General features: G+C 59.4%; 25 protein-coding genes and 1 riboswitch. Of the genes, 14 read left to right on the plus strand and 11 right to left on the minus strand.

The features are described 5' to 3' along the window. The first annotated feature begins 51 nt into the window (after positions 1-51). Complete coding sequence (locus B3Q33_RS13665) at positions 52-480, plus strand: META domain-containing protein (RefSeq protein WP_272962539.1); 429 nt, start codon at positions 52-54, stop codon at positions 478-480. Positions 481-552: 72 nt separating this feature from the next. Here B3Q33_RS13665 and fba read toward each other — a convergent pair whose 3' ends face one another. The 4 genes from fba to tkt form a co-directional block, all read right to left on the minus strand. Further along, positions 553-1,617: a class II fructose-bisphosphate aldolase gene (gene fba / locus B3Q33_RS13670; protein WP_035246071.1), complete on the minus strand. Its 1,065-nt coding sequence runs from the start codon at positions 1,615-1,617 to the stop codon at positions 553-555. A gap of 84 nt (positions 1,618-1,701) precedes the next feature. Continuing rightward, on the minus strand, positions 1,702-2,865 hold the full coding sequence (locus B3Q33_RS13675; RefSeq protein ID WP_272962538.1) for a phosphoglycerate kinase: 1,164 nt from the start codon (positions 2,863-2,865) through the stop codon (positions 1,702-1,704). Between the two features lie 48 nt (positions 2,866-2,913). Then, a complete protein-coding gene (locus tag B3Q33_RS13680) occupies positions 2,914-3,930 on the minus strand; it encodes a type I glyceraldehyde-3-phosphate dehydrogenase (protein WP_286828088.1) in 1,017 nt (338 codons plus the stop codon). After that, complete coding sequence (gene tkt, locus B3Q33_RS13685; protein WP_273010120.1) at positions 3,931-5,931, minus strand: transketolase; 2,001 nt, start codon at positions 5,929-5,931, stop codon at positions 3,931-3,933. Positions 5,932-6,166: 235 nt separating this feature from the next. Here tkt and B3Q33_RS13690 point away from each other — a divergent pair, with 235 nt between their 5' ends. The 10 genes from B3Q33_RS13690 to B3Q33_RS13735 all read left to right on the plus strand — a co-directional run bounded on the left by B3Q33_RS13690 (position 6,167) and on the right by B3Q33_RS13735 (position 16,725). After that, positions 6,167-7,147 carry an ArsR/SmtB family transcription factor gene (locus tag B3Q33_RS13690; protein WP_272962535.1) on the plus strand — a complete coding sequence of 327 codons (981 nt, stop codon included), beginning with the start codon at positions 6,167-6,169 and terminating at the stop codon, positions 7,145-7,147. Positions 7,148-7,369: 222 nt separating this feature from the next. Next, a complete protein-coding gene (metK, locus tag B3Q33_RS13695) occupies positions 7,370-8,518 on the plus strand; it encodes a methionine adenosyltransferase (protein ID WP_273010119.1) in 1,149 nt (382 codons plus the stop codon). A gap of 61 nt (positions 8,519-8,579) precedes the next feature. Then, positions 8,580-8,657, plus strand: a riboswitch (S-adenosyl-L-homocysteine riboswitch). Between the two features lie 20 nt (positions 8,658-8,677). Continuing rightward, positions 8,678-10,066 carry an adenosylhomocysteinase gene (ahcY, locus tag B3Q33_RS13700; RefSeq protein WP_035246062.1) on the plus strand — a complete coding sequence of 463 codons (1,389 nt, stop codon included), beginning with the start codon at positions 8,678-8,680 and terminating at the stop codon, positions 10,064-10,066. 131 nt (positions 10,067-10,197) lie between these two features. Then, complete coding sequence (gene metF / locus B3Q33_RS13705) at positions 10,198-11,028, plus strand: methylenetetrahydrofolate reductase [NAD(P)H] (protein ID WP_035246060.1); 831 nt, start codon at positions 10,198-10,200, stop codon at positions 11,026-11,028. A gap of 422 nt (positions 11,029-11,450) precedes the next feature. Then, positions 11,451-11,918 (plus strand): aminoacyl-tRNA deacylase, encoded by a 468-nt coding sequence (locus B3Q33_RS13710; protein WP_035246058.1) that lies wholly within the window; start codon positions 11,451-11,453, stop codon positions 11,916-11,918. A gap of 132 nt (positions 11,919-12,050) precedes the next feature. After that, complete coding sequence (gene pyk / locus B3Q33_RS13715; RefSeq protein ID WP_084573416.1) at positions 12,051-13,520, plus strand: pyruvate kinase; 1,470 nt, start codon at positions 12,051-12,053, stop codon at positions 13,518-13,520. Positions 13,521-13,630: 110 nt separating this feature from the next. Beyond that, positions 13,631-14,572, plus strand: a complete 942-nt coding sequence (locus tag B3Q33_RS13720) for a DegV family protein (protein WP_035246056.1) — start codon at positions 13,631-13,633, stop codon at positions 14,570-14,572. 240 nt (positions 14,573-14,812) lie between these two features. Then, complete coding sequence (locus tag B3Q33_RS13725) at positions 14,813-15,031, plus strand: hypothetical protein (RefSeq protein WP_007151188.1); 219 nt, start codon at positions 14,813-14,815, stop codon at positions 15,029-15,031. 10 nt (positions 15,032-15,041) lie between these two features. Beyond that, positions 15,042-16,196: a hypothetical protein gene (locus tag B3Q33_RS13730; RefSeq protein ID WP_273010118.1), complete on the plus strand. Its 1,155-nt coding sequence runs from the start codon at positions 15,042-15,044 to the stop codon at positions 16,194-16,196. A 211-nt stretch (positions 16,197-16,407) separates the two neighbouring features. After that, positions 16,408-16,725, plus strand: a complete 318-nt coding sequence (locus tag B3Q33_RS13735; protein WP_052042547.1) for a TRL-like family protein — start codon at positions 16,408-16,410, stop codon at positions 16,723-16,725. 35 nt (positions 16,726-16,760) lie between these two features. Here the strand turns inward: B3Q33_RS13735 and B3Q33_RS13740 are convergent, their stop codons facing one another. Next, positions 16,761-17,156, minus strand: a complete 396-nt coding sequence (locus B3Q33_RS13740) for a GFA family protein (RefSeq protein WP_272980182.1) — start codon at positions 17,154-17,156, stop codon at positions 16,761-16,763. A gap of 264 nt (positions 17,157-17,420) precedes the next feature. Then, the gene (locus B3Q33_RS13745) at positions 17,421-18,293 is read right to left on the minus strand and encodes a LysR family transcriptional regulator (protein ID WP_272997644.1); all 873 of its coding nucleotides are present in this window, start codon (positions 18,291-18,293) and stop codon (positions 17,421-17,423) included. Positions 18,294-18,431: 138 nt separating this feature from the next. Between B3Q33_RS13745 and B3Q33_RS13750 the strand changes: the two genes are divergently transcribed. After that, positions 18,432-19,541: an S-(hydroxymethyl)glutathione dehydrogenase/class III alcohol dehydrogenase gene (locus B3Q33_RS13750; RefSeq protein WP_035246048.1), complete on the plus strand. Its 1,110-nt coding sequence runs from the start codon at positions 18,432-18,434 to the stop codon at positions 19,539-19,541. A 72-nt stretch (positions 19,542-19,613) separates the two neighbouring features. Continuing rightward, positions 19,614-20,459, plus strand: coding sequence for an S-formylglutathione hydrolase (gene fghA / locus B3Q33_RS13755; protein ID WP_272962529.1), 846 nt, complete (start codon positions 19,614-19,616; stop codon positions 20,457-20,459). A gap of 86 nt (positions 20,460-20,545) precedes the next feature. On the opposite strand, the gene B3Q33_RS13760 is transcribed toward fghA, so the two are convergent. The 4 genes from B3Q33_RS13760 to B3Q33_RS13775 form a co-directional block, all read right to left on the minus strand. Then, entirely contained in the window at positions 20,546-21,148 is a 603-nt protein-coding gene (locus B3Q33_RS13760; protein ID WP_272962528.1) for a glutathione S-transferase family protein, read from the minus strand. Between the two features lie 29 nt (positions 21,149-21,177). Beyond that, positions 21,178-21,627: a glutaredoxin family protein gene (locus B3Q33_RS13765; protein ID WP_035246043.1), complete on the minus strand. Its 450-nt coding sequence runs from the start codon at positions 21,625-21,627 to the stop codon at positions 21,178-21,180. A gap of 159 nt (positions 21,628-21,786) precedes the next feature. Then, positions 21,787-22,767: an NAD(P)H-dependent flavin oxidoreductase gene (locus B3Q33_RS13770; protein WP_273010117.1), complete on the minus strand. Its 981-nt coding sequence runs from the start codon at positions 22,765-22,767 to the stop codon at positions 21,787-21,789. Positions 22,768-22,984: 217 nt separating this feature from the next. Then, on the minus strand, positions 22,985-24,007 hold the full coding sequence (locus B3Q33_RS13775) for a helix-turn-helix domain-containing protein (RefSeq protein WP_272962526.1): 1,023 nt from the start codon (positions 24,005-24,007) through the stop codon (positions 22,985-22,987). A 121-nt stretch (positions 24,008-24,128) separates the two neighbouring features. On the opposite strand from B3Q33_RS13775, the gene B3Q33_RS13780 reads away from it, so the two are divergent. Beyond that, positions 24,129-25,049, plus strand: a complete 921-nt coding sequence (locus tag B3Q33_RS13780) for a sterol desaturase family protein (protein WP_273010116.1) — start codon at positions 24,129-24,131, stop codon at positions 25,047-25,049. A gap of 152 nt (positions 25,050-25,201) precedes the next feature. Here B3Q33_RS13780 and B3Q33_RS13785 read toward each other — a convergent pair. Further along, positions 25,202-26,373: MATE family efflux transporter (locus B3Q33_RS13785; RefSeq protein ID WP_286828138.1), on the minus strand; the 1,172-nt coding region annotated here is incomplete at its 5' end.

Genomic DNA, 26,373 nt, shown 5'->3' on the forward strand with positions numbered 1-26,373 from the left:
TGTCGGGGACTAATTGACGACCCAATACCGCGTCATCGAGAAGGACCCAATATGCAAACACCAAAGCTATCCTTGCTGGTAGGCGCCGCCATCGCTCTTGCCGCCTGCAGTAGTCACCCGGAAGGGACCACTGCCATGGTAACCAGCGAGCAACTTCAGGGCAGCGCCTGGCAAGTTAATAACCTCAATGGTTCTGACGTGGGCGACGCGCTGGTTACCCTTAACTTCCACGAACCCGGTCGACTGGCTGGCAAAGCCGCCTGCAACAATTACATGGCCAGCTATACGCTGGAGGATGACAGTTTCACGGTGAAGACCGGTGGCGTCACCATGATGGCCTGCCCACAGCCGCTGATGAAACTGGAGCAGCAGTTTCTGGATGCCCTGGAAGGAGTGAACCAGGCCGATATCAGCGAAGACGGGCAACTGATCCTCAGCGGCACTGACGAGGTAAGGATCGAAGCTTCCCGTCAGAAATAACCGCGCCAGATACAACAAGGCCCCGCATTGCGGGGCCTTGTTGTGATACCGGTGCTGTTTTGCCGCACTGGATTACTTGACGCGCGGATCCAGCTCGCCGGCTTCGTAGCGCATGAACATGCTTTCCAGGCTGATCGGCTTGATCTTGTCCGCATTGCCGGCGGTGCCAAAGGCCTCGTAACGGTCAATACAGATATCACGCATGGCGGTGATGGATTCTTTCAGGTACTTGCGCGGGTCGAATTCGGCCGGGTTATGGGCCAGGAAACGACGAATCGCACCGGTGGACGCCAGGCGCAGATCGGTATCGATGTTCACCTTGCGCACGCCGTGTTTGATGCCTTCCTGAATCTCTTCCACCGGCACCCCGTAGGTCTCCGCGATCTCGCCACCGTACTCGTTGATGATGGCCAGCCAGTCCTGCGGTACGGAGGAAGAACCGTGCATTACCAGGTGAGTATCCGGGATGCGCTTGTGGATCGCCTTGATCTGCTCGATGGCCAAAATGTCACCGGTGGGCGGACGGGTGAACTTGTAGGCACCGTGGCTGGTGCCGATAGCGATCGCCAGGGCATCCACCTTGGTTTGCTTGACGAAGTCCGCCGCCTCTTCCGGATCGGTGAGCATCTGATCGTGGCTCAGGGTCCCTTCGGCACCAATACCATCTTCTTCACCGGCCTGGCCGGTTTCCAGGGAGCCAAGACAACCCAGCTCGCCTTCCACGGAGACGCCACAGGCGTGGGCCATGGCCACCGCTTCCTGGGTCACGCGCACGTTGTAGTCGTAATCCATCGGCGTCTTGCCATCTTCACCCAGAGAACCGTCCATCATCACCGAGGAGAAGCCCAGCTGGATGGAACGCTGACACACGGAGGGGCTGGTGCCGTGATCCTGGTGCATCACCACCGGGATATGCGGAAACTCTTCGGTGGCCGCCAGAATCAGATGACGCAGGAAAGGGGCACCGGCATATTTCCGGGCGCCGGCGGAGGCCTGCACAATCACCGGGGAATTGGTCTGGTCCGCGGCTTCCATGATGGCGCGCATCTGTTCCACGTTATTGACGTTAAAGGCCGGTACGCCATAGCCATATTCGGCGGCGTGATCCAGCAACTGTCGCATGCTTACGAGTGCCATTGTGTTTCCCCTTCGGTTCCGTGGGCAGCGATGCTGCCCGTTTCCTGTTCAGTCATTGCAAAGACCGCCGCAGCGACCTTTTCTTCAGTCTTTCGCCCGCGCTTCCAGCATGGCTACCGCCGGCAACACCTTGCCTTCCACGAATTCCAGAAAGGCACCGCCACCGGTTGAGATGTAGCTGATGCGATCGGTAATACCGTACTTGTCCACCGCTGCCAGAGTGTCACCGCCACCAGCAATGGAGAAGGCATCAGAGTCGGCAATGGCTTCTGCCATTTCCTTGGTGCCCTCGCCAAACTGGTCAAACTCGAACACACCCAGCGGGCCATTCCAGATAATGGTCTTGGCTTCCTTCATCAGCGCCGCGACGATGTGGGCAGTCTGCGGGCCAATATCCAGAATCAAGTCATCGTCGGCCACCTCTGCCACCTTCTTGGCAGTCGCTTCAGCGGATTCGGCAAATTCCTTGGCGGTAACCACATCCACCGGGATCGGGATATGGACCTTGTCGGCAATTTTCTGCGCCGCCGGAATCAGGTCTTTCTCATAAAGGGATTTGCCTACCGGGTGGCCGGCCGCCGCCAGGAAGGTGTTGGCTATACCGCCGCCCACTACCAACTGGTCCACCACATCGGACAGGGATTCCAGCACTTCCAGTTTGGTGGACACCTTGGAGCCCCCAACAATCGCCACCAGCGGTTTTTCCGGTGCGTTCAGCGCCTTGCCCAGGGCATCCAGCTCATTGGCCAGCAGCGGCCCGGCACAGGCTACCGGAGCAAACTTGCCCACACCATGGGTAGACGCCTGGGCCCGGTGAGCGGTACCAAACGCGTCCATGACATAGATATCACACAGGGCAGCCATCTTTTGTGACAGTGCCTCGTCGTCTTTTTTCTCGCCCTTGTTAAAGCGCACGTTCTCGCACAACACCACCTGGCCTTCTGCCACATCCACGCCGTCCAGCCACTCTTTTACCAGCGGCACGTCGCAATCCAGCAGCTTGCCCAGATGATCGGCCACCGGCTGCAGGGAAAATTCCTCGGCATACTCGCCTTCGGTGGGGCGGCCCAGATGGGACATCAGCATTACCCTCGCACCAGCCTTGAGAGCGTGCTCGATGGTGGGCAGGGAGGCGCGGATACGCGCGTCGCTGGTGACCTTGCCGTCTTTCACCGGCACATTCAGGTCTTCACGGATAAGAACACGCTTGCCTGCCAGATCCAGGTCGGTCATGCGTTTGAAGTTCATGTCGTACTTACCTCATTCACGGCCACCCGCTCGGGTGCATCCATTCATTCAAGCTTGATGTGATTCAGCCAGCGTCGCCACCCAGTCGAGCAGTCGGTTCGCATAGCCCCATTCGTTGTCGTACCAGGCCACCACCTGCACCATCTCGCCCTGCACCCGGGTCTGGGTGCCATCGACGATGGCAGATTCCGGCTGATGGTTGAAATCCACGCTCACCAGCGGTGCGTCATTGTAACCAATCAGCGCGCTGGCTTCTTTCGATTGCTGCTGCAGCCACTGGTTCAGACTGTCCCCGTCAGGGGTCTTTTCCAGCAGCAAGGTCAGCTCCACCATGGCCACATTCAACGTGGGCACACGGATGGAATGACCGCTTATCTTGCCCGCCAGTTGCGGCAACACCTGTTGTACCGCCCCAATGGCACTACTGGTGGTCGGCACGATGTTCTGTGCCCCGGCCCGGCCCCGGCGCGGATCCCGATGGACATGGTCCAGCAGGGTCTGGTCCGAGGTGTAGGAGTGGATCTCCTTCATCAGTACCTGGCGGATGCCATAGGCCTGATCCAGCCGGGTCAGTAGCGGTGCGATACAGTGAGTGGTACAGGAGGCCGCCGACAACACCTTGCTATCGTCGCGGACGTCCCTGTGGTTCACGCCATACACCACGATCTGATCGGCCAGATCAAACGGCACCGCACCAATGATGACCCGTTTGGCACCGGCAGTCAGATGCCGCGAGGCACCGGCATGGCTGCGGAAATGGCCGGAGCATTCCAGCACCAGATCCACGCCCATCTCACCCCAGGGCAACTGTTCCGGCTTCGGCTGTTCCAGCAGCCGGGGAGCCTGGTTACCGATACGCAGCATGCCTTCAATCAGCTCCGCCGGCTCCGCCAGACGACCATGGGTGGTGTCATAGCGGGTCAGGTAAAGCAGGTCTTCCGGGCGACCCTTGTCATTGATCGCCGCCAGCGTAAACGGTGCCTGCCAGCCGGCGCCTTCGCGCTCGGCCAGGGCACGGACAAAGGAACGCCCGATACGGCCGTAGCCGTTAATCGCGACTTTCACTTAGAGCAGGCTCTCCACGGCCTGCTGCACTGCCTGGGCAGTGATATTGAAGTGCTTGAACAGGTCGCCAGCCGGGGCGGAGGCGCCGAAACTGTTCATGCCCACGATCTTGCCGTCCAGGCCCACAAAGCGGTACCAGTAATCGGCGATGGCCGCTTCCACTGCGACCCGGGCACGCACGTCGGAAGGCAGCACGCTTTCCTGATAATCGCGATCCTGGGCCAGGAACTCTTCCACGCAGGGCATGGACACCACACGCACATTCTTGCCGGTGAGTGCCTTGGCCGCATTCACCGCCAGTTCCACTTCGGAGCCGGTGGCGATAATGATGGCGTCCGGGGTGCCGTCACCGGTCTGCAGCAGGGTGTAGCCACCTTTCTCGGCATCGACCAGCTGCGCGTCGCCACGCTCCATGCAGGGCAGCCCCTGACGGGAGAAGATCAGCGCGGAAGGGCCGTCCTGACGGACAATGGCTTTCTTCCAGGCCACGGCGGATTCCACCGTGTCACAGGGGCGCCAGGTACGCATGTTCGGCGTCAGGCGCAGGTTGGCCATTTGTTCGATGGGCTGGTGGGTCGGGCCGTCTTCACCCAGACCGATGGAATCATGGGTGTAGACCAGAATGTTGGGCTGGTGCATCAGCGCCGCCATGCGCACCGCGTTGCGGGCGTATTCCATGAACACCAGGAAGGTGCCGCCGTAGGGGCGCAGCCCGCCGTGCAGACACAGACCGTTCTGGATCGCAGTCATGGCGAATTCCCGCACCCCGTAATGGATGTAGTTGCCGCTGGCATCATCCGCGGTGACCGACTTGCAGCCTTTCCAGATAGTGTTGTTGGAGCCGGCCAGATCGGCGGAACCACCGGCCAGTTCCGGCAGCAACGGGCCGAAGGCATCCAGGGTGTTCTGGCTGGCCTTGCGAGTCGCGACCTTGTCACCTTTCTCCTGACACTCGCGGATGTAGGCATCCGCCTGCTCCAGGAAGCTGGCGGGCAGCTCTCCGGCCTGACGGCGCAGGAAGTCCGCCGCCAGCTCCGGGTAGGCAGCTTTGTAGGCGTCGAACCGCTGCTGCCAGTCACTCTGGGCAGCAGCACCTTTTTCGCTGCCATCCCAGGCCTGCTTGATGTCAGCGGGGATCTCGAAGGGACCGTGCTTCCAGCCCAGGGATTCGCGGGTCAGGGCAATTTCATCTTCACCCAGGGCGGCACCGTGGGATTCTTCCTTGCCCTGCTTGTTGGGGCTGCCGAAACCGATAACGGTCTTGCAGCAGATCAGGGTGGGCTGATCGGTATTGGCGCGGGCATTCTCGATGGCCACCTGCACCTCTTCGGCGTTGTGGCCATCCACATTGGGAATCACTTGCCAGCCGTAGGCACGAAAACGTTCCACGGTGTCATCGGTGAACCAGCCTTCCACCTCACCATCAATGGAAATGCCGTTGTCGTCGTAGAAGGCCACCAATTTGCCCAGGCCCAGGGTGCCGGCCAGGGAACAGGCTTCGTGGGAGATGCCCTCCATCATGCAGCCATCACCCAGGAAGCAGTAGGTGTAGTGATCGACGATGGCGTGCCCTTCACGGTTGAACTGGCCCGCCAGCATCTTTTCCGCCAACGCCATGCCCACCGCATTGGCAATACCCTGGCCCAGCGGACCCGTGGTGGTTTCGATGCCCGGGGCGTCGCCATATTCCGGGTGCCCGGCGGTGGGGCTGCCCAGCTGACGGAAATTCTTGATGTCGTCCAGGCTGACGCCGTAGCCACTCAGGTGCAGCAGGCTGTAAAGCAGCATGGAACCGTGACCATTGGACAGCACGAAGCGATCCCGGTCTGGCCAGGTGGGGTCCTGCGGATTGTGCTTGAGGAAGCCGCGCCAGAGTACCTCGGCGATATCGGCCATTCCCATGGGCGCACCGGGGTGCCCGGAATTGGCTTTCTGTACCGCATCCATGCTCAGGGCACGGATAGCGTTGGCGAGTTCACGGCGGGCGGGGGCACTGGACATGCAGGGCTCCAAACTGGCTGGTGGCTGAAAAGGGGCGCTATTGTCCCTCATGGGGGTAATAGCTACAAGCCGCAAGCTGCAAGCCTGAAGGCAGCCCGCAAACCACTGAAAGGCGGCCATGACGGCATCGGCGACATATCGCTCGCCCCGCCAGCCTGACGCCTTGGCGGCGTCCGCAAAAAACCTATATCAATTTATTTTGATTTAGCTTCCCGTTACGCTAGACTCCCTCTCTATGAATGCACAAGCACCCGACGCACCGGAGATCACTGATCATCTGGCGGGCTTCCTCAAGGCCGCTGGCGACCCGTTACGTCTGCAGGTGCTGCAGGTGCTGGGCCAGAACAGCTTCGGGGTGCTGGAGCTGTGCGACATCATGGCCATGAAACAGTCCGGCATGAGCCACCACCTGAAGGTGCTGGCCCAGGGCGGCCTGGTGGAGAAGCGGCGGGAAGGCAACTCGATCTTCTACCGCCGCCGCCTGCCTCAGGCGGACAGCGTAGAGGGCGCGCTTCACGGAGCCTTGCTGGATGAGCTGGATGATGGCCACCTGGATGCCGGTGTTGCCGAGCGACTGGAGCAGGTACAAAGCCAGCGGGCGGCGCAAAGCCGGGCCTTTTTTGCCCGCCATGCGGAACTGGACGACCAGCAGGAACTGATTGCCGACTACGGCCAGTACGCAGAGCAGGCCCTGGAGCTTCTCACCCGGTCCTGCCCGGAGGGCCCAGATGGCAAGCGCGCCCTGGAAATCGGCCCCGGGGATGGCCAGTTTTTGCTCGAGTTGGCGACACACTTCGATACGGTGCTGGGCCTGGACAATGCCGAGGCCATGCTTGAACGGGCCCGCCAGAACCTGACTGTCGCCAAACGGAAAAATGTGCAACTGATACTGGGTGAATGGCCCGCCAGCGCCACCACCCTGCCCACGGTGGATGCGGTGGCATTAAACATGGTGCTGCATCACCTGCCGGCCCCCGCCAGCGCCATTGCTGCGGCGGCACGGCAGTTGAATGAAGGCGGCACCCTGCTGATCACCGACCTGTGTCGGCACGACCAGCACTGGGCTCACGAGGCCTGTGGTGATTTCTGGCTTGGCTTCGAAGAAGCCGATCTGGTGGACTGGGCCGGCCGCGCCGGTCTGGAGTTGCAGGAAAGCCAGTTTCTGGCCCTGCGCAATGGTTTTCAGGTGCAGGTACGCACCTTCAGGAAGAGTTGAAAGTTTAAAGTTCAAAGTTGAAACACGAAGATGTCACCGTGCTGGCTCGAAAGCTTTGGGCCACGCGCTGCAACCTTCAGATGAAAACGCGGGCACGGCCTTTACGAATACAAAACACCCCACCCGCGCTTTTCAACTTTGAACTTTAAACTTTCAGCTAATGTTTTTGGCGCCTGTTGAAGGCAACGTAACGCACACTTGAATAACGGGAGCACTCCAGTAATGAGTGAATATTCCATCTTTACCTCCGAATCTGTATCCGAAGGCCACCCGGATAAAATGGCCGACCAGATTTCGGACGCCGTTCTGGATGCCATCATCAAGGATGACCCCCATGCACGGGTGGCGGTGGAAACCATGGTGAAAACAGGTATGGCCATCGTCGCCGGTGAAGTCCGCACCAGCACCTATGTGGAACTGGAGGACATCGTTCGCCAGGTCATTCTGGATATCGGCTATGACAGCTCCGACAAGGGTTTCGACGGCGCCAGCTGTGCGGTACTCAACGGCATCGGCAAACAGTCCGCGGATATCGCGATCGGTGTCGACGAGGCCGAGGACAAGGAAATGGGCGCAGGCGACCAGGGCCTGATGTTCGGTTTTGCCACCGACGAAACCGACACCCTGATGCCGGCGCCGATTTATTACTCCCACCGTCTGGTGGAGCGTCAGGCGGAACTGCGCAAGAACGGCACCCTGCCGTGGCTACGCCCGGATGCGAAAAGCCAGGTCACCCTGCGCTACGACAACGGCAAACCGGTGGCCGTGGACGCGGTGGTGCTGTCCACCCAGCACGCTCCGGAAATCAAGCTGGCGGACCTGCGCGAAGCGGTGATGGAAGAAATCATCAAGCCAGTACTGCCCGAAGAGTGGCTGCACAAGGACACCCTGTACCACGTGAACCCCACCGGGATTTTCGTGATCGGCGGCCCCATGGGTGACTGTGGCCTGACCGGTCGCAAGATCATCGTGGATACCTATGGCGGCATGGCCCGTCACGGTGGTGGCGCTTTCTCCGGCAAGGACCCGTCCAAGGTAGACCGCTCAGCGGCCTACGCCGGCCGCTATGTGGCCAAGAACATCGTCGCCGCTGGCCTGGCCAAAAAGTGCGAGATCCAGGTGAGCTATGCCATTGGTGTGGCCGAGCCCACCTCTATTTCCGTTAACACCTTCGGCACCGGCAAGATCAGCGACAACGCCATCGTCGACCTGGTCCGCGAGCACTTCGACCTGCGCCCGCGCGGCATTATCGAAATGCTCGACCTGCGCAAGCCGATCTACCGGCCCACTGCCAGCTACGGCCACTTCGGCCGCGAAGGCTTCAGCTGGGAGAAAACCGACAAGGCGGCAGACCTGGCCAAGGCGCTTTAATAACGACATCACTGCCGGCGGCGTCTTTGCGACGGCGCCGACAACATCCCGATAACATCTGCCCAGTGAGGGGCGCTGCAGCGGCATGACCGCGAGGCTCGCAGGGCGGACACAGAAAGAGCAACGGCGCCCATTCGTCAAAAACGAATGGAGAACACCATGAACGCAAAAGCGAACACTTTCACCGACTTTAAAGTGGCAGATATTTCCCAGGCCGCCTACGGTCGCTCCGAGATTCATATTGCCGAAACCGAAATGCCGGCACTGGTCACCATCCGTGAAAAGTACCGGGCCGAACAGCCGCTGAAAGGCGCCAAGATCATCGGCTGTATCCACATGACCATTCAGACTGCAGTACTGATCGAAACCCTGGTCGCCTTGGGCGCGGAAGTGCGCTGGTCAAGCTGCAACATCTTCTCCACCCAGGACCATGCCGCTGCCGCCATCGCTGCCGCCGGCGTACCGGTATTCGCCTGGAAAGGGGAAACCGAAGAAGAGTACATGTGGTGCATCGAGCAAACCTGTCGCGACGGCAATGGTGAGCTGTGGGACGCCAACATGATCCTGGATGACGGCGGCGATCTGACCGGCTACATCCACGAGACCTACCCGCAGATGCTGGACAACATCCACGGCATCACCGAAGAAACCACCACTGGCGTGCACCGTCTTTACGAGATGCTGAACAAGGGCACTCTGAAAGTGCCGGCGGTGAACGTGAATGACTCCGTCACCAAGAGCAAGAACGACAACAAGTACGGTTGCCGCCATTCTCTCAATGACGCCATCAAGCGCGGCACCGATCACCTGCTGTCCGGCAAGAAAGCGCTGGTTATCGGCTATGGTGACGTGGGCAAGGGCTCTGCCCAGTCCCTGCGCCAGGAAGGCATGATCGTCAAGGTCACCGAAGCGGATCCGATCTGTGCGATGCAGGCCTGCATGGACGGCTACGAAGTGGTCAGCCAGTTCAAGGACGGAGTCAACGACGGCACCGAGGCGTCCATCAACAAGGAGCTGCTGGGCACCACCGACCTTCTGGTCACCACCACCGGCAACTTCAATGTCTGTGACGCCAACATGCTCAAGGCATTGAAGAAAGGCGCTGTGGTTTCCAACATCGGCCACTTCGACAACGAAGTGGACACCGCCTTCATGCGCAAGACCTGGGAATGGGAAGAGGTCAAACCGCAGGTGCACAAGGTATGGCGCAACAAGGCCGAGGGCGACTTCCTGCTGCTACTCTCCGAGGGTCGCCTGGTAAACCTGGGCAACGCCACCGGCCACCCCAGCCGCATCATGGATGGCTCCTTCGCCAACCAGGTACTGGCGCAGATGTATCTGTTCGACCAGGGCTACGCCAAGCACTCTGACACCGTGAAAGAAAAAATGCTCAAGGTGGAAGTGCTGCCCAAGCACCTGGACGAAGAAGTGGCCCGCTACATGGTGCAGGGCTTCGGTGGCGTGATCACCAAGCTCACCAAAGAGCAGGCAGACTACATCGGCGTGGACGTGAACGGCCCGTACAAGCCAGAGCACTACAAGTACTAAAGGCATTTTTACCACAGAGGGCACAGGAAACACTGAGGAAAAAAGAACGCACATTCAATGCGCATTTTTAACTCTGTGTGCTCCGTGACCTCTGTGGTGAAATAGCTTTTGATCGAAAAGGCACTAGCCAAATGAGCAAAAGAATCAGTTTTGAATTTTTCCCGCCGAAAACCGATGCGGGAAAAGAAAAGCTGCTGGCTACCCAGCAGAAACTCTTGGCCAAGAATCCGGAGTTTTTTTCCTGCACCTTTGGTGCCGGGGGTTCCACCCGTGACAACACCCGCGACATGGTCAACCAGTTGCGCAATCAACATGGCGATACGGCCCCGCACCTGAGCTGCATTGGCCAGAGCCGTGAGGAAATTCTGGAACTGGTCAACGGCTACAAGGCCGCCGGCGTTACCCGTATCGTGGCCCTGCGTGGCGATCTGCCCTCCGGCATGGGCTATGCCCAGAGCGAGATCAAGTACGCCGACGAACTGGTACAGCTGATCCGCGAGGAAACCGGCGATCACTTCACCCTGGAAGTGGCTGGCTACCCGGAAATGCATCCCCAGGCACGCAGCTTCGAAGACGATATTGCCCACTTCAAGCGCAAGATCGACGCCGGCGCCAACAGCGGCCTGACCCAGTATTTCTACAACGCGGATGCCTACGGTTACTATCTGGACGCGCTGCAGAAAATCGGCTGCGACGCCCCGGTTTATCCAGGCATCATGCCGATTCTCAACGTGGCCAACCTGGTGCGCTTCTCCAGCACCTGCGGCGCCGACATTCCCCGCTGGCTGCACAGCAAGCTCAACGACATCAAGGATGATGACGCGGCAGTGAAAGCCTTCGGCGAGGAAGTGGTCACCCGGTTGTGCGAACGCCTGCTGGCCATGGGCGCACCGGGCCTGCATTTCTACACCATGAACCAGGCCGGCCCGAATCTGCGGATTCTGGATAATCTGGGGCTTTGACAGGCAGCGACTAGTCTCGAGTCGGAGCCGCTGTAGGAGCGGCGCTTGAGCCGCGAACCTTGCGCAGCAAGGAAATCGCCGGCAGGGCGATCAGGCATTCAAGCACTCGACAGGCCTCATTCATAGCGCTGTGGAATCCTTGAATCTCTGTTGCCTCGCTACGCTCGGTTCGCACCTCAAGCGGTGCTCCTACGCGGCTTCGTAGAAATGGCGAAACCCTTGGAGCACCCCCAATCCAATCGAGCGTAGCTCGTAGCTAGATCATTCCGCTATTTCCCTTAGCGCATAACCGTATTTCCCCACCTGCTCCCTCCTCCCTAAGCTTGAATATGAACATTCATGGAGCTGGCCCGGGCCGGTCACAAACTGTCCCTGCGGCGGCTCACTATTCCCGGGCTATCATCTCCGGGAGGAGGTTTATCATGCCTGCCCGCGCACTGGCTGATTTTCTCGACAACAACAATGTGAACTATCACTGCTATAACCACCCGCCTGCCATGACCGCTTCCGAGGTGGCCCAATTTAGCCATATTCCGGGACGCCACATGGCAAAGACGGTGATCGTGGATGTGGACGGTGAACTGGCCATGGCGGTGTTGCCATCCGATCAGTACCTGGATCCGGACCGGTTACGCCAGGCGTTGAATGCCAACAGCGTCCGGCTGGCCCACGAGGAAGACTTCAAGGACCGTTTCCCTCTTTGCGAGCCCGGCGGCGAACCGCCCTTCGGCAATCTCTATGACATGAAGGTCTATGTGGATGACACCATGCTCAGCGAGGACTGGTTGGCCTTTAACGCAGGTACCCACACGGAAGTGATCAAGATGGGCATGGGCGATTTCCTGCGCCTCAGTCAGGCCCAGTCCTGCTCCTTCGCCATGCTGCATTAAATCTTGATAGTCATCTCTACCCCTCACCCGGTCACCGGGTGAGGGCCTCCAGTTTTCCTCCGGGCCCGCCGACTTCCTGTCATCACTCCTGCATTTCACCATGGTATGCTGACCAAAAATCAGCTGATGGAAATGCTTCGAATGTCCCGCTCCCCCCTGCGCCGTACCAAGATTGTCGCCACCGTTGGCCCTGCATCGTCCTCCGAGACTCGACTCGATGCCCTGATCCGGGCCGGCGTCAATGTGTTCCGCCTGAACTTTTCCCACGGCAACGCCGACACTCACCGGCAAACCGCGCAAATCATTCGCCGTTGCGCGGAGCAATGCGGCGAGCATGTGGCGATTCTGGCAGACCTGCAGGGTCCGAAAATCCGCATCGGCAGTTTCCCCAATGGCCCCATCCTGCTGAAGGCCGGCCAGGCCTTTGCCCTGGATACCGCCCTGGCCGACGACGCCGGCAACGATCAACAGGTAGGCGTGAGTTATCCGCCACTCCCGGACGATTGCCAGCCCGGCGATGTGTTGCTGCTGAACGACGGCCTGCTGGAGCTGAAAGTCACGGCCATCACTGGTACCCGGGTGGACTGCACGGTGCAGGTGGGCGGCGACCTGTCTGATCACAAGGGAGTGAACCGCAAGGGTGGCGGGCTCAGCGCCCGGGCGCTCACCGACAAGGATCTGGCTGACATCATTACCGCCGCCGACATGGACGTGGATTTTTTGGCCCTCTCCTTTCCTCGCGACGCTGAAGATGTGGAAGAAGCCCGCCGCCGCTACCGGCAGGCCGGTGGCCAGGGCGGCATTATTGCCAAGATTGAACGAGCCGAAGCGGTGGCTGACGACGCCACTCTGGATGCCATCATTGAGGCCTCCGACGGCGTCATGGTGGCGCGCGGTGACTTGGCCGTGGAGATTGGCGACGCAGAACTGGTGGGGGTGCAGAAACATATTATTCGCCGGGCACGGGCACTGAACCGCTTCGTGATCACCGCCACACAGATGATGGAATCCATGATTCATAGTCCGCAACCCACTCGTGCAGAAGTCTCCGATGTGGCCAATGCGGTACTGGATGGCACCGACGCGGTGATGCTGTCAGCGGAAACTGCGGTGGGCGAATATCCGGTAGAAACCGTACAGGCCATGGACCGCATCATTCTTGGGGCCGAGCGTACCTGGCAGGAAAGACGCACCGATCGTCCCATCAACGACAATGCCGACAACATTGATGAAGTGATCGCCATGGCCGCCATGCAGGCTGCCAACCGTCTCAGCAACGTCACTGCCATCATTGCCATGACCGAAAGCGGCAACACCCCGCGGCTGATGTCACGGCTGCGCTCCGGCATCCCCATCTATGCCTTCACCCCCTACCCCAGCAGCCAGCGCCGGGTCGCCATTCTGCGGGGCGTGCGCGCCATCCCCTTTGATAGCCATGCCATTGCCAGCGATGAAGTGAACCGCCGTGCAGTAGCGATCCTGGAAGAAATGGGTGTGGTTCAGGACGGCGACCGGGTACTGATCACCAAGGGCAACTACAACGATGCTCATGGTGGCACCAACACCTTGAAGGTGATCCAGGTGGGCGGCAATATTCAGTAACACACCGTCTGTCTTGTAACAGCCCCTAACCATTCCCATACGCAAAAAGACGCCAGCAGCGGAACGGCGGTACTAGACTCATTGTTACCCTTCCCACAGGAAGCATAACAATGAGAATCGGTCTGGTTGTGGACTCGGGTTGTGATCTGCCCAAGGACTTTATTGACGCTAACAACATCCTGGTCATGCCGGTGCCCATCCGCATCGGCAAGGAAATTTTCGTGGACGACCGCGACCCGCAACGGGCCCGGGAGTTTTACGCCCGCCATGAAGTGGACAAGAACCACGATGCGGAAACTGCTCCGCCCACGGTGGACCAGATCCGCACCCTGTTCCTGGAACAGGCGGTGGGAGACTTCGATTACGCGCTGGTACAAACGGTACCAAAGAGTCGCAGCCCGATCTTCGAAAACGCCACGGAGGCGGCCCATGCCATCCTCGGCGACTACAGAAAGTACCGTGAAGCCGCCGGTCGTGAAGGGCCGTTCCGCATCCGGGTCAGTGACAGCCAGACACTGTTTGCCGGCCAGGGAGTTCTGGCGGCAGAAACCATGCGGCTTATCAATGCCGGCATGAAAGTCGGTGACATCCGCCAGCGCATCAGCGACCTGACCCCGAAAACCTCGGGTTACGCTGTGGTGCCGGATCTCTACTACGTGCACAAACGAGCCCGCAAGAAAGGCGATAAGAGCGTGGGCTTTGTTGGCGCGCTGATGGGCTCGGCGCTGGACATCAAACCCATCCTCTGCGCCCGCCAGGACCAGACCTTCCCGGTGGCCAAGGTGCGTGGCTTTGAAACCGCCGTGGAGAAGATGTTCACCCACGCCTGCACCTGCGTGGAAGAGGGCCTGTTGACCCCCATCGTCTGCGTCAGCTACGCCGGCGACCCGGACGCGGTCTACCAGATGCCCGGCTTCAGCAAATTGAAAGCCACCACGGAAAAGCACCAGGTAGATCTGCTGATCAGCCACATGGGGCTCACCGGCGGCGTCAATATCGGCCCCGGTGCCATCAGTGTGGGCTTTATCTCCGACCAGATGGACTTTGCCTGAACCTGCCCGGTGAGATAAATCGACAACCGGTCGCGGGCAATATGGGCTTTATCGGCACAGAACCGAACTGAACACTCACCGCTGCGCTTTCTTGAGCGCCGCGCGGCAACGGCTTTTCGGCAACACCCATCCTCCTCCATTGCTGGCATAGTAGCGCCAGCCATAGGCAGGCTGCGCCAGACAGCCTGTATTCAGGGCGGCCCGGACTGTGCTCCGCGCCGCTGTAGTGAAGGAGGAACCATGTCTGATTCCATCAGTACCTTGAAGAACAAGGGGCTGCCAGCGGACGCGCTGGCCTTTATCGAGTCCCTGCCCGCCGATCAGGCCAGCAAGCTGGCCGATACCGTCCTTGCGGCTTTGGAAACCAAAGACGCCAGAGTCGAAAAAGCGATGAACAACGCACTTAACGTCGTGCCCGGGCCCTTCCGCCGCCCGGTGAAGAAAATGCTGTTCGGTTAAGGAGATAGACATGCATATTGAAACTCAGGCCGAACTGCTCAAACTCAGCCGCCTGCTGGAAACCGAAGAAAACAACCTGGCCTTCCTGGACGGCCAGGATCTTGGCGCCCTGGCCGCCTTCCGTGGTGCCGTATCCGGCTTCTTCTACGAACAACACCAGGACAGCTATCAGCGCCTGGCCGGCATCAGCAAGCTGGTGCCCACCGGTGCCAGCGCCAAACTGGCCACCACTGTACTGGGCTCCGTGCTCGCCGCCGGCATTGCCTCCGAGCTGCCCCCCGAACGCGCCATCAAGCTGGCCGACAAGCTTCCGGAAGAATTTCTGGCCAAGCTCTGCATCCATCTTGAGCCCACGTATTCCCGGGACCTGCTGGCCGCCATGCCTGACAAGATTGTCGCCTCTGTGGCCAAGACCCTGCTGGCCATGGGCGAGCACATCACCCTGGCCCGCTTTGTGGCCGTGATTCAGACGTCAGCCCTGAAAGCCGTCACCAGCAGCATCGAAGACGGCGAAGCCATGGTAAAGATTGCCCTTTACCTGGAAGACAAGAGCAAGCTGGACACCCTGCTGGCACTACTCAGCGAAACACAGCAACGAGCTACCCTGAAAGCCGCCACCGACCATGAACTGTGGCCGGCGGTACTGTCCCTGAACGGACACCTGAACACCGAGCTGCGCGGCCAGATGGGCAACCTGGTGGCCGAGCAGGGCGAAACCGTCATCAGTCACATCATTGAAGTGGCCAGCGAACAGCGCCTGTGGACCAACCTGCTACAAGCCGTGAATGCCATGGATAACCAGCATCAGCAGATGGTGGTAAATGTGCCCAAGCTGCGCGAAGCAGACATCATGGAAAGCCTGATTGCCACCGTGGCCAGCGAAAACAGCTGGGATGAGCTGCTCACCCTATTGCCGCTACTGGATCAGGAACACCTGACGCCGGCGGTGGATGTGCTCACCGGTAGCCAGCCCGAGGCACTGGGCCAGGCGCTGGGGCAGGCCCACGACAGCAAGCTGCTGGGTCTGTTCGGCCACCTGCCTGAGGCGGAGCTGCCCCGTGTGGCCAAGGCGCTCAAAGGCCTGGCAGCCGAAAGCTGGCAAGCCTTCCTGGCGCGCAACAGCGACGCTCACGAGATCGAGGCGCTGAAAGCGGAGATGGCGTAACCGCTTACTACGTTCGCATCTCTGATGCGTTGCATATCGACTATCAGTTTCGTTGCTGTATAGACCTGCGCACCCCCTTTGCGCCGGACAGAAAATGTCCGGCGCACTGCCCTGGATCCCTGTTTTCCCTGCCAATATTGTGACAACTATTTTACAATGCCCGCACTTCCAGGAAGGAAGCATCCAATAACGTATAACAGGGTTGAATAATATGAAGATGATCAAGGCATTTATTGTGGGGGCAACGGTTATCATTACCACTGGCTGCGCGACTGCGGTCAGCCCGGTGGGTAATGGCGCACTTTTCACCTCGGTGAAAGGCCCGGTGAATGCAACCACCAGCACCGGGATCAGCAAAAGCGGCCAATCTTGTGCCACGAACATCCTGGGGCTGATTGCTGTAGGTGACTCCTCTATCAGCACGGCCAAACAGAAAGCGGACATCAGCAAAGTTGCCAACATCGACCACCAGAGCACCACTGTGCTGGGCTTGTTCAGCAACTTCTGCACCATAGTGGAAGGGGAATAATCCCCTCCCAAGAGGCCCCGCACTGCGGGGCCTCTTTATTTACCTTCAGAGTACTGCGGCAGCCCATCGTCGATGGGCCACCAGTTACAGGCAGAATCCGTATAGATATGAAACGCAGGCCGCGTGGCCAGCGGCTCATTCAACAACCCCGCCCGAATCCGTACCACGCCAGGTTTGCTCTCATGGCAGCTGTAAATCGGCGAACCACACTCCCGGCAAAACACCCGCTGCTTGCCCGGCGAGGATTCATAGCGTTTCAATAAGGCTTCACCACTGACCCAATGCAGCTTGCCGTTTTCCACCGGAATATTGGTCACCAATGCGGTGCCCTGGGCCTTACGGCACTGCTGGCAGTGACAGACCTGAATCGGTGCCAGCTCACCGGCGATTTCAAACGTGACACCGCCGCAAAGACAACTTCCCGTATACATATCCACTCCATTTTAGTTGCTGTAGGAGCTGAGGGGCGAACCGCGCTTGCGCAGAAATTCCCCGCAGGGCGGTCAGGCCTTCCTGAACTCGACAGAGCCTTTCGGAATAGATTGCTACCTGCTCGACTCATCCTTTTCATCCGTCTTCGCCCCTCAAGAGGAGCTCCTACAGCAGAACAATTTCCCGGGCCTGAGTCCCAAGCCTGAATCAGAGTTCCCAATCGCGCCGCCAGCGACGCTCCTGCAAGAAGGTATCAGCGCCTTTCAACGCACCATACCCTCCACCAGAAAATCCACAAACTGACGCACCTTGGGCGACAGATGCCGGTGACGGGGATAGACCACCCAGACCGCTGTGTGAGTGCAGGCATACTGATCCAGCACCGAGACAAGGCGACCGTCGGCCAGATCGTCTTCCACGTAATAATCCGGTAGCTGCGCCAACCCCAGGCCCTTGCGGGCTGCATCCAGCAGCGCCATGCCGGAATTGCCCTTCCAGTTGCCCTGCACTTTCCATTGCCGGTGCTGACCCTCCACATCCATCGCCCACTGGTCCGCAGAGCCAACCAGGCAATTGTGCTGGCTCAACTCCCCCAGGGTGTGGGGCCGGGCATGGCGCTGGAAATAGTCGGCGGAACCGACAATGTATTCCCGACGTGGGCAAAGCTTGCGGGCAATCAGCGATGAATCCGGCAGGGCACCGGTACGGATGGCTACATCAAAACCCTCGTCGATGATATCCACCCGCCGGTTGGTGAAATCCAGCTGTATCGACAGTTGCGGATGGCGGGCCAGAAAATCATTTACCAGCGGCGCGATATAGCGCTCACCAAAGGTGGTGGCGCAGGTCAGCTTCAGCACCCCGGTGGGGCGCTGCTGATAATCACTGATCGCCGACAGCGCCTCCTGGAAACCGTCAAACAACTGACCACAGTGGTCGAAGTAAACGGCTCCCGCATCGGTGAGTTTCAGACGCCGGGTGGTGCGGTAAAGCAACTGGGTGCCCAGCTGGGTCTCCAGTCGCGACACCAGCCGGCTCACGTGGGAACTGGACACCCCCAGGTGTCGGGCGGCATCGGCGAAGGAACCCCGGCGCACCACTTCTACAAAGGCTTCAATACGATCCCAGTGCTGCATTGTTGCTACCTGACAATAATCTCTTGCTGAATTGTGCCTTATAGCTCTATTCGTGTCTGCGTATAGTGAATCCATCATTCGCCATGCCTTGCATCGCGAAACGCGTTAACGCCCTCTACTCATCAAGAAGGAATCACCATGAAATCCCGTGCCGCCGTCGCCTGGGAAGCAGGCAAACCCCTACAGATCGAAGAAGTGGATGTGGCCGGCCCCAAGGCCGGGGAAGTGCTGGTGCAGATCGTTGCCACCGGCGTTTGCCACACCGATGCCTACACCCTGTCCGGCAAGGACCCGGAAGGCATCTTCCCTTCCATTCTTGGCCACGAAGGCGCCGGTATCGTGCAGGAAGTGGGCGAAGGCGTAACCAGCCTGAAGCCCGGCGACCATGTGATTCCGCTCTATACCGCCGAGTGCCGCAAGTGCAAATTCTGTCTCAGCGGCAAGACCAATCTGTGCCAGGCAGTGCGCGCCACCCAGGGTCAGGGGCTGATGCCGGACAGCACCAGCCGCTTTTCCCTGAACGGCAAACTGCTGCATCATTACATGGGCACCAGTACCTTTTCTGAATACACCGTGGTGCCGGAAATCTCCCTGGCCAAGGTCAGCAAGGAAGCCCCGCTGGACAAGATCTGCCTGCTCGGCTGCGGCGTCACCACCGGCATCGGCGCCGTGCTCAATACTGCCAAGGTGGAGCCAGGCTCCACGGTGGCCGTGTTCGGGCTCGGCGGCATCGGTTTATCAGTGATTCAGGGCGCGGTGATGGCCAAGGCAGAGCGCATCATTGCTATCGACACCAACCCGGCCAAGGAAACACTGGCCCGGCAGTTCGGCGCCACCGATTTCATCAACCCCAAGGACTACAACAACTCCATTCAGGAAGTGATTGTCGAACTCACCGACGGCGGTGTGGATTATTCCTTTGAGTGCATTGGCAACGTGAACGTGATGCGTTCGGCGTTGGAGTGCTGCCACAAGGGCTGGGGCGAATCGATCATCATCGGCGTGGCCGGCGCCGGTGAAGAAATCGCTACCCGTCCGTTCCAGCTGGTCACCGGCCGGGTCTGGAAAGGCTCTGCCTTCGGTGGCGTGAAAGGCCGTACCGAGCTGCCCGGTTATGTGGATCGTTACATGAAAGGCGAAATCAAGATCGACGAATTCGTCACCCACACCATGGGCCTGGACGAGATCAACACCGCCTTTGATCTGCTGCACGAAGGCAAAAGCATTCGTTCGGTGATTCTTTTTTAAGAGGCAATGAATTCCGACTGCAGGAGCACCTCTCGAGGTGCTCCTGCAGCGGCTTCGTCAGAAAGGATAATCATGTCTGATATCGAACTGGTTTCCGCCACCAAATCCTTTGGTGGCTGGCTGAAACGCTACAAGCACCGCAGCCAGGTACTCAATTGCGAAATGATCTTCGCCATTTATCTGCCGCCGGCAGCCGATGAAAACGACGTGCCGCTGCTGTGGTGGCTGTCCGGCCTTACCTGTACCGATGAAAATTTCATGCAGAAAGCCGGCGCGCAACGCACCGCCGCCGAGCTGGGCCTTGCCATGGTCTGCCCGGACACCAGCCCGCGCGGCACCGATCTGCCCGGTGAGCACGACAGCTATGATTTCGGCTCTGGTGCCGGTTTCTATGTGAATGCCACCCGCGCGCCCTGGAGCCAGCACTATCGCATGTATGACTACGTGACCGATGAGTTGCCGGCACTGCTGCGCGACCATTTCCCGCTCAACGGTCGCGAGGCCATCAGCGGCCACTCCATGGGAGGCCATGGCGCCCTGATCTGCGCGCTGAAAAAACCGGGGCGCTACACCTCGGTCTCCGCCTTCGCGCCGATCAGCCATCCGATGCAATGTCCATGGGGAGAAAAAGCCCTGAACGGTTACCTGGGCGATGATCAGGAAAGCTGGAAGGCCTGGGATGCCTGCGAGCTGATCAAGGCAAATGGTAGCTCGCTGGCCTTGATGGTGGATCAGGGCAATGCGGACAACTTCTACACGGATGGCCAACTACAGCCGGAAGCACTCAGTGCCGCCTGTGAAGAAGCCGGCGTGCCGATCACCTTGCGCATGCAGCCAGGTTATGACCATTCCTATTTCTTTATCGCCAGCTTTATTGACGATCATCTGAAATATCACTTTCATCACCTGACGCAATAGATCTTTCAAGCAGAGCGCCATCACGTAGGGTGGATTAGCCTCAGGCTAATCCACCCTACCGCCCGGTCATTCGATGTTGTGAATTATCAAGCCTCCATGGCAACGTAACCCGGCTGCCGCTCAACCCTCTCCAACCAACCCCGTATCGCCGGATAAGCATCCAGAGAGAAACCACCCTGCCCGGCCACATGGGTATAGGCATACAAGGCAATGTCGGCAATGGAATAATCGCGGCCGACAAAGAAGTCCCGGTCTGACAAATGGGTTTCCATTACCGCCAGGGCGTCATGACCTTTCTGCTGTTTTTCCGCCAGCGCCTCAGCATACTTTTCCTGTTCTCCCAGCACATGAATCCAGTAGCGCGACGTGGCGATGTTGGGTTCGTGGTTATACTGCTCAAAGAACATCCATTGCAGCACCTGAGCCTGCTGAAACGGGTCCTCGGGCATCAGCTTACTGTCTCTGGCCAGATACCAGAGCGCCGCACTGGATTCAGGCAACACCCTGTTATCTGGTGTCACCAATACCGGAATACGACCATTGGGATTGATGGCGAGAAATTCTGCAGTGCGGGTTTCGCCGCGGGTGATATCCTTTTCGATACGCTGAAAGGGTATGTCCAGCTGGGCCATGGCCAGCCGCAGCTTGTAGCAGTTGCCGGACGAGGCAAATTCATAAAGCGTAAACATCACTTTTCCTTGTGATAGGGCGCGAAGTATTACCGGTATATTCTTTCAAACCCTTCGACGCTGAAACCGTTCATACGCCGCTTGCCCACCAGAATGACGGGCACCCCCTTGCCTTCCAGTGCGTCAAAGCGTGCCTGGGCTTTCGGGTCTTTATCAATATCGTATTCGGTAAAGGAAATATTATTGTCATTGAAGTAACGGCGGGCTTTCTTGCACACCCCGCACCACTGGGTGGCATACATGATAACGTTGCCCCCACGCGCTGCCGGCTCCGGGACGCCCTTTCCGAGGCTGTCGTAGGTCACGCTCTCGAATGTATTGATGCGGACGTTGACGGCTTGCGCCCGGTCGTTATCGGCAGGCTTGTCACCAAAATGGACGCGCCCCTGCGCATCAGTCCAGGTGTAGATCTCTGCACAGACCTGCCCCGACAACAACATGGCACAAGCAAACAGCAGTATCTTGATGCATCCCTTCATGATCCTCTCTCCTTTTTGCGTGGTCAGCTTACCGTCAAATCCCCCACCGAGGAACATGCGCAATATCCAAAAACTCGACCAGCCCGGGAAAACGGCAAAAAAAAGCCAGGGCAGTGCCCTGGCTATGGCTCGGGAGAGCGAGACTAAAACCGGAAACAGTCAGTCGTTGATAAAACCCGCAAGGCGCTGATTGATGGTACCCACACACTCGCTGATGATGTCATCAATGATTTCCGCACAGCTCGGGTAGCTGTCGATCAGCCCCTGGACCATGCCAGAGGTCCAGATGCCACCGTCGATTTCACCGGAGGTCAACGCCGCCTTGCCTTTCACCCCGGCAACCAGATCCATGATGTAGTCGAACTTCATGTCCTGGCCTTTTTCGCGCTCAATCTCGTTGACCTGGGTGGCAACCGCATTCTTGAAAACGCGAGCCGTATTTTTCAGTGGACGGAAGATCAGCGCAGTGTCGAGTTCGGAGGCTTCGGCAATGGCGCGCTTCATGTTTTCATGCACTGGCGATTCTTTCGAGGCCAGAAAACGGGTGCCCATGTTGATGCCGTCCGCACCCAGCGCCAGGCAGGCCGCCATCTGCGCACCGGTACCAATACCCCCGGAGGCGAGCATGGGAATCTTGATCACTTTGGCCGCCGCCGGCAGCAACACCAGATTGGGGATATCGTCTTCCCCCGGGTGACCGGCACATTCGAAGCCGTCCACGGAGACCGCAGCCACACCCACCTTTTCTGCCTTCAACGCATGGCGGACGGAGGTGCATTTGTGCACCACCTTCACACCGGCGCCTTCGAACAGGGGCATGAAGGGTTCCGGGTTACGGCCGGCGGTCTCCACCACGGAGATATTGTTTTCGCAGATCACCCGGGCGTATTCCTCATAGGGCACCGGCTTGATGGTAGGCAGGATGGTCAGGTTGACGCCGAAAGGCTTGTCGGTCATTTCCTTGCAGCGTTTGATTTCCTTGTCCAGGTCTTCCGGGGTGGGCTGGGTCAGGGCAGTGATGATACCCAGACCGCCGGCGTTGGATACCGCCGCCGCCAGTTCGGCATAGCCCACATTCTGCATGCCGCCCTGCACAATCGGATACTGGATACCCAGTAATTCGGTAATACGTGTCTTCATGAATGGGGTCCCTTTACTGAATTCAGGCCTGCCCCGCAGAACAGGCTCCGGGGGCGTTTGGATGGCGCCAACGTACTCAAGCCCCCTATTTTGCAGCAATGACAGGAATGTTCACCCCCTCGGGAATTTTGGCTAGCACTTGCCATGGATCAGGCAGCAAACGCCTGTTCTACAACGCTTTCCGCTTTCATCAAGAGAACGCCTCAACGAGCCTGGATTAGACAGCAACGTCGCTTTTGTATGCGCGGCCCAGGGTTTTTCTGGCCTTGCCCGGGGTTGTGCCGGTCCAGCGCCGGTAGGCACGACTGAAGGCACTGTGCTCGGAAAACCCCAACAACAGCGCAATATCACCCAGGGTCAGTGAGGGGTCCGCCAGATAATGACGGGCCAGCTGTTCGCGGGTGCGATCAAGCAGTACCCGCCAGGTGAGTTGTCGCTCGGCGAGGCGTCGTTGCAAGGTGCGCACCGACATGTGCAGCTCTGCAGCCAGACGCGGCAGGGTCACCGTCGCCTCCGGCAACAGCCTTACCATCGCCTGCTGCAGGGCCCGGTCGAAACTGTCGGAATCCGGCAGGGCCAGCAGCATGGCGCCGGCCTGACGATCCAGCAGATTGCGCATGCTGGGATCACTGTGCGGCAGGGGCATGGCGAGAAAGTGGATCGGGAAACTGACGCAGGTGTGGGACTGGGCAAACAACACCGGGCAGCCGAAGAAGGCTTCGTAGGCCTGACAGGCTGTCGCCGACGGCGGCGGAAACACGAAAGACACCGAGGCGGGTGACGGCGGATCATCCACCAGCCGACGCAGGAAAGTGATCAGCGCAGCGATGGCAACGGTGTCCGCCAGCTCCCCGGTGGAATCTTCACCGGACCAGCGCACCTGCATCTGATCCCCCAGGCCCAGCACTTCCACCATATCCTGGCCGTAAAACAGCGTCTCGTAACGCTGGTAGGCCTGCATGGCCTCACCCAGGGTGCGGCAGGTGAGAATCAGGTAGCCGAGCATGCCCACATGGCGGGGCTGCACCATGGCGCCGATGGACAACCCCGGCGCCACCCGGTCCGGTCGCAGGGCCACCGCCTGCTGCAGCAGGTCACGCCATAACGGCAGGGGCACCAGGTCCGCCGGGCTACGGCTGTCCAGCACGGTGCGCAGGGCCGGCGCCGGCAGATTTTCCCGGTCCAGCCAGTCCGTGAGCAACTGCACCCAGGCCCCGGTGACGCGCATGGCTGCGGCCATGATGCTCTCCCGCCGTTCATCCAATGGCATATATTGTCAAAAATACGGCATAGAGTGTCAATACAAACCCGGTCCTCCATCGCACAATGACTCCATCATCAATCACAACGGGAAGATACCCATGGCTCTGATGGACTGGCTCAACAGCGTGTGGCAGAACAGCGGCCTGGCGCCACTGTGGGAAACGATCGCCCCCTGGCTGGCCCTGGACGAGCGGCAGCTGATCTTCATGGTGGCCACGCCCTTCTTCATCGGCGTATTCCTGTGGGAGTTCCTGAAGATCCGCCACAATGCCGAACTGGTAGATAGCCGGGAATCCATCCGTAACTTCATGCTGGGTGCCGGTTACCAGACCACCGAGCTGCTGTTCGCCGGCCTGATCGCCTTCCCGGTATATGCCTTCGCCTACCACCACCGCTTGTTGGATATCGAGCTGACCTGGTTCACGGGCGCCCTGCTCTGGGTGCTGACGGATTTCTGCTTCTACTGGATGCACCGTAGCTCCCACCGGGTGCGCTGGTTCTGGGCCGCCCATGTGACCCACCACTCTTCCGAGCGGATGAACTTTTCCACCGCCATGCGTCAGAACGCCACCAACATCTTCAATGGTGGCTGGTTGTTCTACGTGCCGCTGGCCTTTGTCGGCTTCAACCCGGTGTGGATCGGGGTATGTTATGCCCTGTCACTGGTCTACCAGTTCTTTATCCACACTACTCTGGTGAAGCGACTGCACCCGGCCATCGAGTACGTCTTTAACACACCGAGCCACCACCGGGTCCATCACGGTCGCAACCCGGACTATATCGACACCAACTACAGTGGGGTTTTCATTTTCTTCGATCGTCTGTTCGGCACCTTCACCCCGGAACGGGACGAGGAACCGGTGGAATACGGCATCACCCGCCCGGTGTACAGCAACAACCTGCTGGTAAACTGGTGCCATGAATACGTGGATATGTTCCGCGACATCAAACAGCGCGGCCCCATCGGACAGCGGCTGAAACATCTGTGGAAGCCGCCGGAGTGGGAGAGAGGGGAATGATTGAATTGATAATTGAGAATGGATAATTGATAACTGCGCGGGACAGGTTGTGAGTTTTCTAAACGTATGAGTCCGCGCCCCAGATAGGGGCGCGGATTCATACGTTGCAGAACATGACCGCGCTCTAATCGCGCGTTATCAATTATCCATTCTCAATTATCAACTGCCTTTCCCAGCGCCTGCTGATAAAACCCCCACGCCATCACCCCCGCCAGCAGATTACCGAACGCCGCCCCCAACGCCAGGCCGCCGAAGTCGCCCAGTTGGTAGCCCAGCCACAGCAACGGCAGATAGCACAGGAACAGGCGCAGGAAGGAAATCAGCATGGCACGCATGGGCCAGCCCAGGGCATTGCTGGCGGAGACCACCAGCATGCACACACCGAGCAGACCAAAACTGGGCGGCAACCAGCGAATCAGCAGTGTCAGGTAAGCCTGGACCGGTGCCGACTCCACCAGAAGGCTCGCCAATGGCGCCGCCAGCAACGCCATCACCAGTCCCAGCAGAACCTGCCAACCAATCACCATGGCCGCCGCCACCCGCATCAGCCGGCGCACGGTGTCCCAGTCGTTTCCGCCATAACAGCGGCCCAACCAGGGCGGCAGCGCCATGGTCATGCCCAGCACCAACACGATGGAAAAACTTTCCAGCCGACTAGCCATACCCCAGGCAGCCACCGCCTGGTCACCGGCCCGGGCCACCAGGGCGGTGGCCAGCATGGCCGCCAACGGCGGCATCAGCTGGCTGATCATGGCAGGGCCGGCAATCTGCGCGAACGGCCAGGCAGATACCCGCATCTGTAACAGCATGCCATGACGCTGTACCCAGCCCTGCCCCCGCAGGGCCAACACCAGGATGATCATGCCGATTGAGAAAGCCAGCAGGGACGCCAACGCGGCACCGGGCAGGCCGAACCCCTCCCAGTCACCAACCCCGAAGATCAGCAACGGATCCAGAATCAGGTTGAGCAGGCTGGTAAGTACCATCATCAACCCGGGGAAGCGGGTATTGCCGTGGGCCCGGAACAGGCTGTACCCGAAATACAGTACTCCGCCCACCCACATAGCCAGGACCTGGACCGCCCAGTAGGGACGGATCAGTTCGCGAATGGCTTCACTGGCGCCGATCAGGGAAAACGCCGGGGTTTGCAGCAGCCAAAGCAGCAACAGCAGCACACCCAGCAACAGGCCGCCACCGGTCAGCACCAGGGCACCGAGCCGGTTGGCCTGATCCTGCTGACCGGCACCGATGGCCCGGGAGATGAGCGCAGCAATGGCAATGCCGATCCCCACCTGCACCCCGATCACCAGAAACGACAGCGGAA

The sequence above is a fragment of the Alcanivorax sp. UBA3183 genome, from assembly GCF_002364155.1.
Classification (GTDB): Bacteria; Pseudomonadota; Gammaproteobacteria; order Pseudomonadales; family Alcanivoracaceae; genus Alcanivorax; species Alcanivorax jadensis.

Bases quoted from the DNA above. Each gene is read 5' to 3' on its own strand.
- B3Q33_RS13720 (WP_035246056.1), top strand. From the start codon at position 13,631: ATGAGAATCGGTCTGGTTGTGGACTCGGGTTGTGATCTGCCCAAGGAC.
- B3Q33_RS13735 (WP_052042547.1), top strand. From the start codon at position 16,408: ATGAAGATGATCAAGGCATTTATTGTGGGGGCAACGGTTATCATTACC.
- B3Q33_RS13665 (WP_272962539.1), top strand. From the start codon at position 52: ATGCAAACACCAAAGCTATCCTTGCTGGTAGGCGCCGCCATCGCTCTT.
- ahcY (WP_035246062.1), top strand. From the start codon at position 8,678: ATGAACGCAAAAGCGAACACTTTCACCGACTTTAAAGTGGCAGATATT.
- tkt (WP_273010120.1), bottom strand. From the start codon at position 5,931: ATGTCCAGTGCCCCCGCCCGCCGTGAACTCGCCAACGCTATCCGTGCC.
- B3Q33_RS13690 (WP_272962535.1), top strand. From the start codon at position 6,167: ATGAATGCACAAGCACCCGACGCACCGGAGATCACTGATCATCTGGCG.
- B3Q33_RS13745 (WP_272997644.1), bottom strand. From the start codon at position 18,293: ATGCAGCACTGGGATCGTATTGAAGCCTTTGTAGAAGTGGTGCGCCGG.
- B3Q33_RS13750 (WP_035246048.1), top strand. From the start codon at position 18,432: ATGAAATCCCGTGCCGCCGTCGCCTGGGAAGCAGGCAAACCCCTACAG.
- metF (WP_035246060.1), top strand. From the start codon at position 10,198: ATGAGCAAAAGAATCAGTTTTGAATTTTTCCCGCCGAAAACCGATGCG.
- pyk (WP_084573416.1), top strand. From the start codon at position 12,051: ATGCTTCGAATGTCCCGCTCCCCCCTGCGCCGTACCAAGATTGTCGCC.
- B3Q33_RS13710 (WP_035246058.1), top strand. From the start codon at position 11,451: ATGCCTGCCCGCGCACTGGCTGATTTTCTCGACAACAACAATGTGAAC.
- fba (WP_035246071.1), bottom strand. From the start codon at position 1,617: ATGGCACTCGTAAGCATGCGACAGTTGCTGGATCACGCCGCCGAATAT.
- B3Q33_RS13740 (WP_272980182.1), bottom strand. From the start codon at position 17,156: ATGTATACGGGAAGTTGTCTTTGCGGCGGTGTCACGTTTGAAATCGCC.
- fghA (WP_272962529.1), top strand. From the start codon at position 19,614: ATGTCTGATATCGAACTGGTTTCCGCCACCAAATCCTTTGGTGGCTGG.
- B3Q33_RS13725 (WP_007151188.1), top strand. From the start codon at position 14,813: ATGTCTGATTCCATCAGTACCTTGAAGAACAAGGGGCTGCCAGCGGAC.
- B3Q33_RS13675 (WP_272962538.1), bottom strand. From the start codon at position 2,865: ATGAACTTCAAACGCATGACCGACCTGGATCTGGCAGGCAAGCGTGTT.
- B3Q33_RS13770 (WP_273010117.1), bottom strand. From the start codon at position 22,767: ATGAAGACACGTATTACCGAATTACTGGGTATCCAGTATCCGATTGTG.
- metK (WP_273010119.1), top strand. From the start codon at position 7,370: ATGAGTGAATATTCCATCTTTACCTCCGAATCTGTATCCGAAGGCCAC.
- B3Q33_RS13775 (WP_272962526.1), bottom strand. From the start codon at position 24,007: ATGGCCGCAGCCATGCGCGTCACCGGGGCCTGGGTGCAGTTGCTCACG.
- B3Q33_RS13780 (WP_273010116.1), top strand. From the start codon at position 24,129: ATGGCTCTGATGGACTGGCTCAACAGCGTGTGGCAGAACAGCGGCCTG.
- B3Q33_RS13765 (WP_035246043.1), bottom strand. From the start codon at position 21,627: ATGAAGGGATGCATCAAGATACTGCTGTTTGCTTGTGCCATGTTGTTG.
- B3Q33_RS13730 (WP_273010118.1), top strand. From the start codon at position 15,042: ATGCATATTGAAACTCAGGCCGAACTGCTCAAACTCAGCCGCCTGCTG.
- B3Q33_RS13760 (WP_272962528.1), bottom strand. From the start codon at position 21,148: ATGTTTACGCTTTATGAATTTGCCTCGTCCGGCAACTGCTACAAGCTG.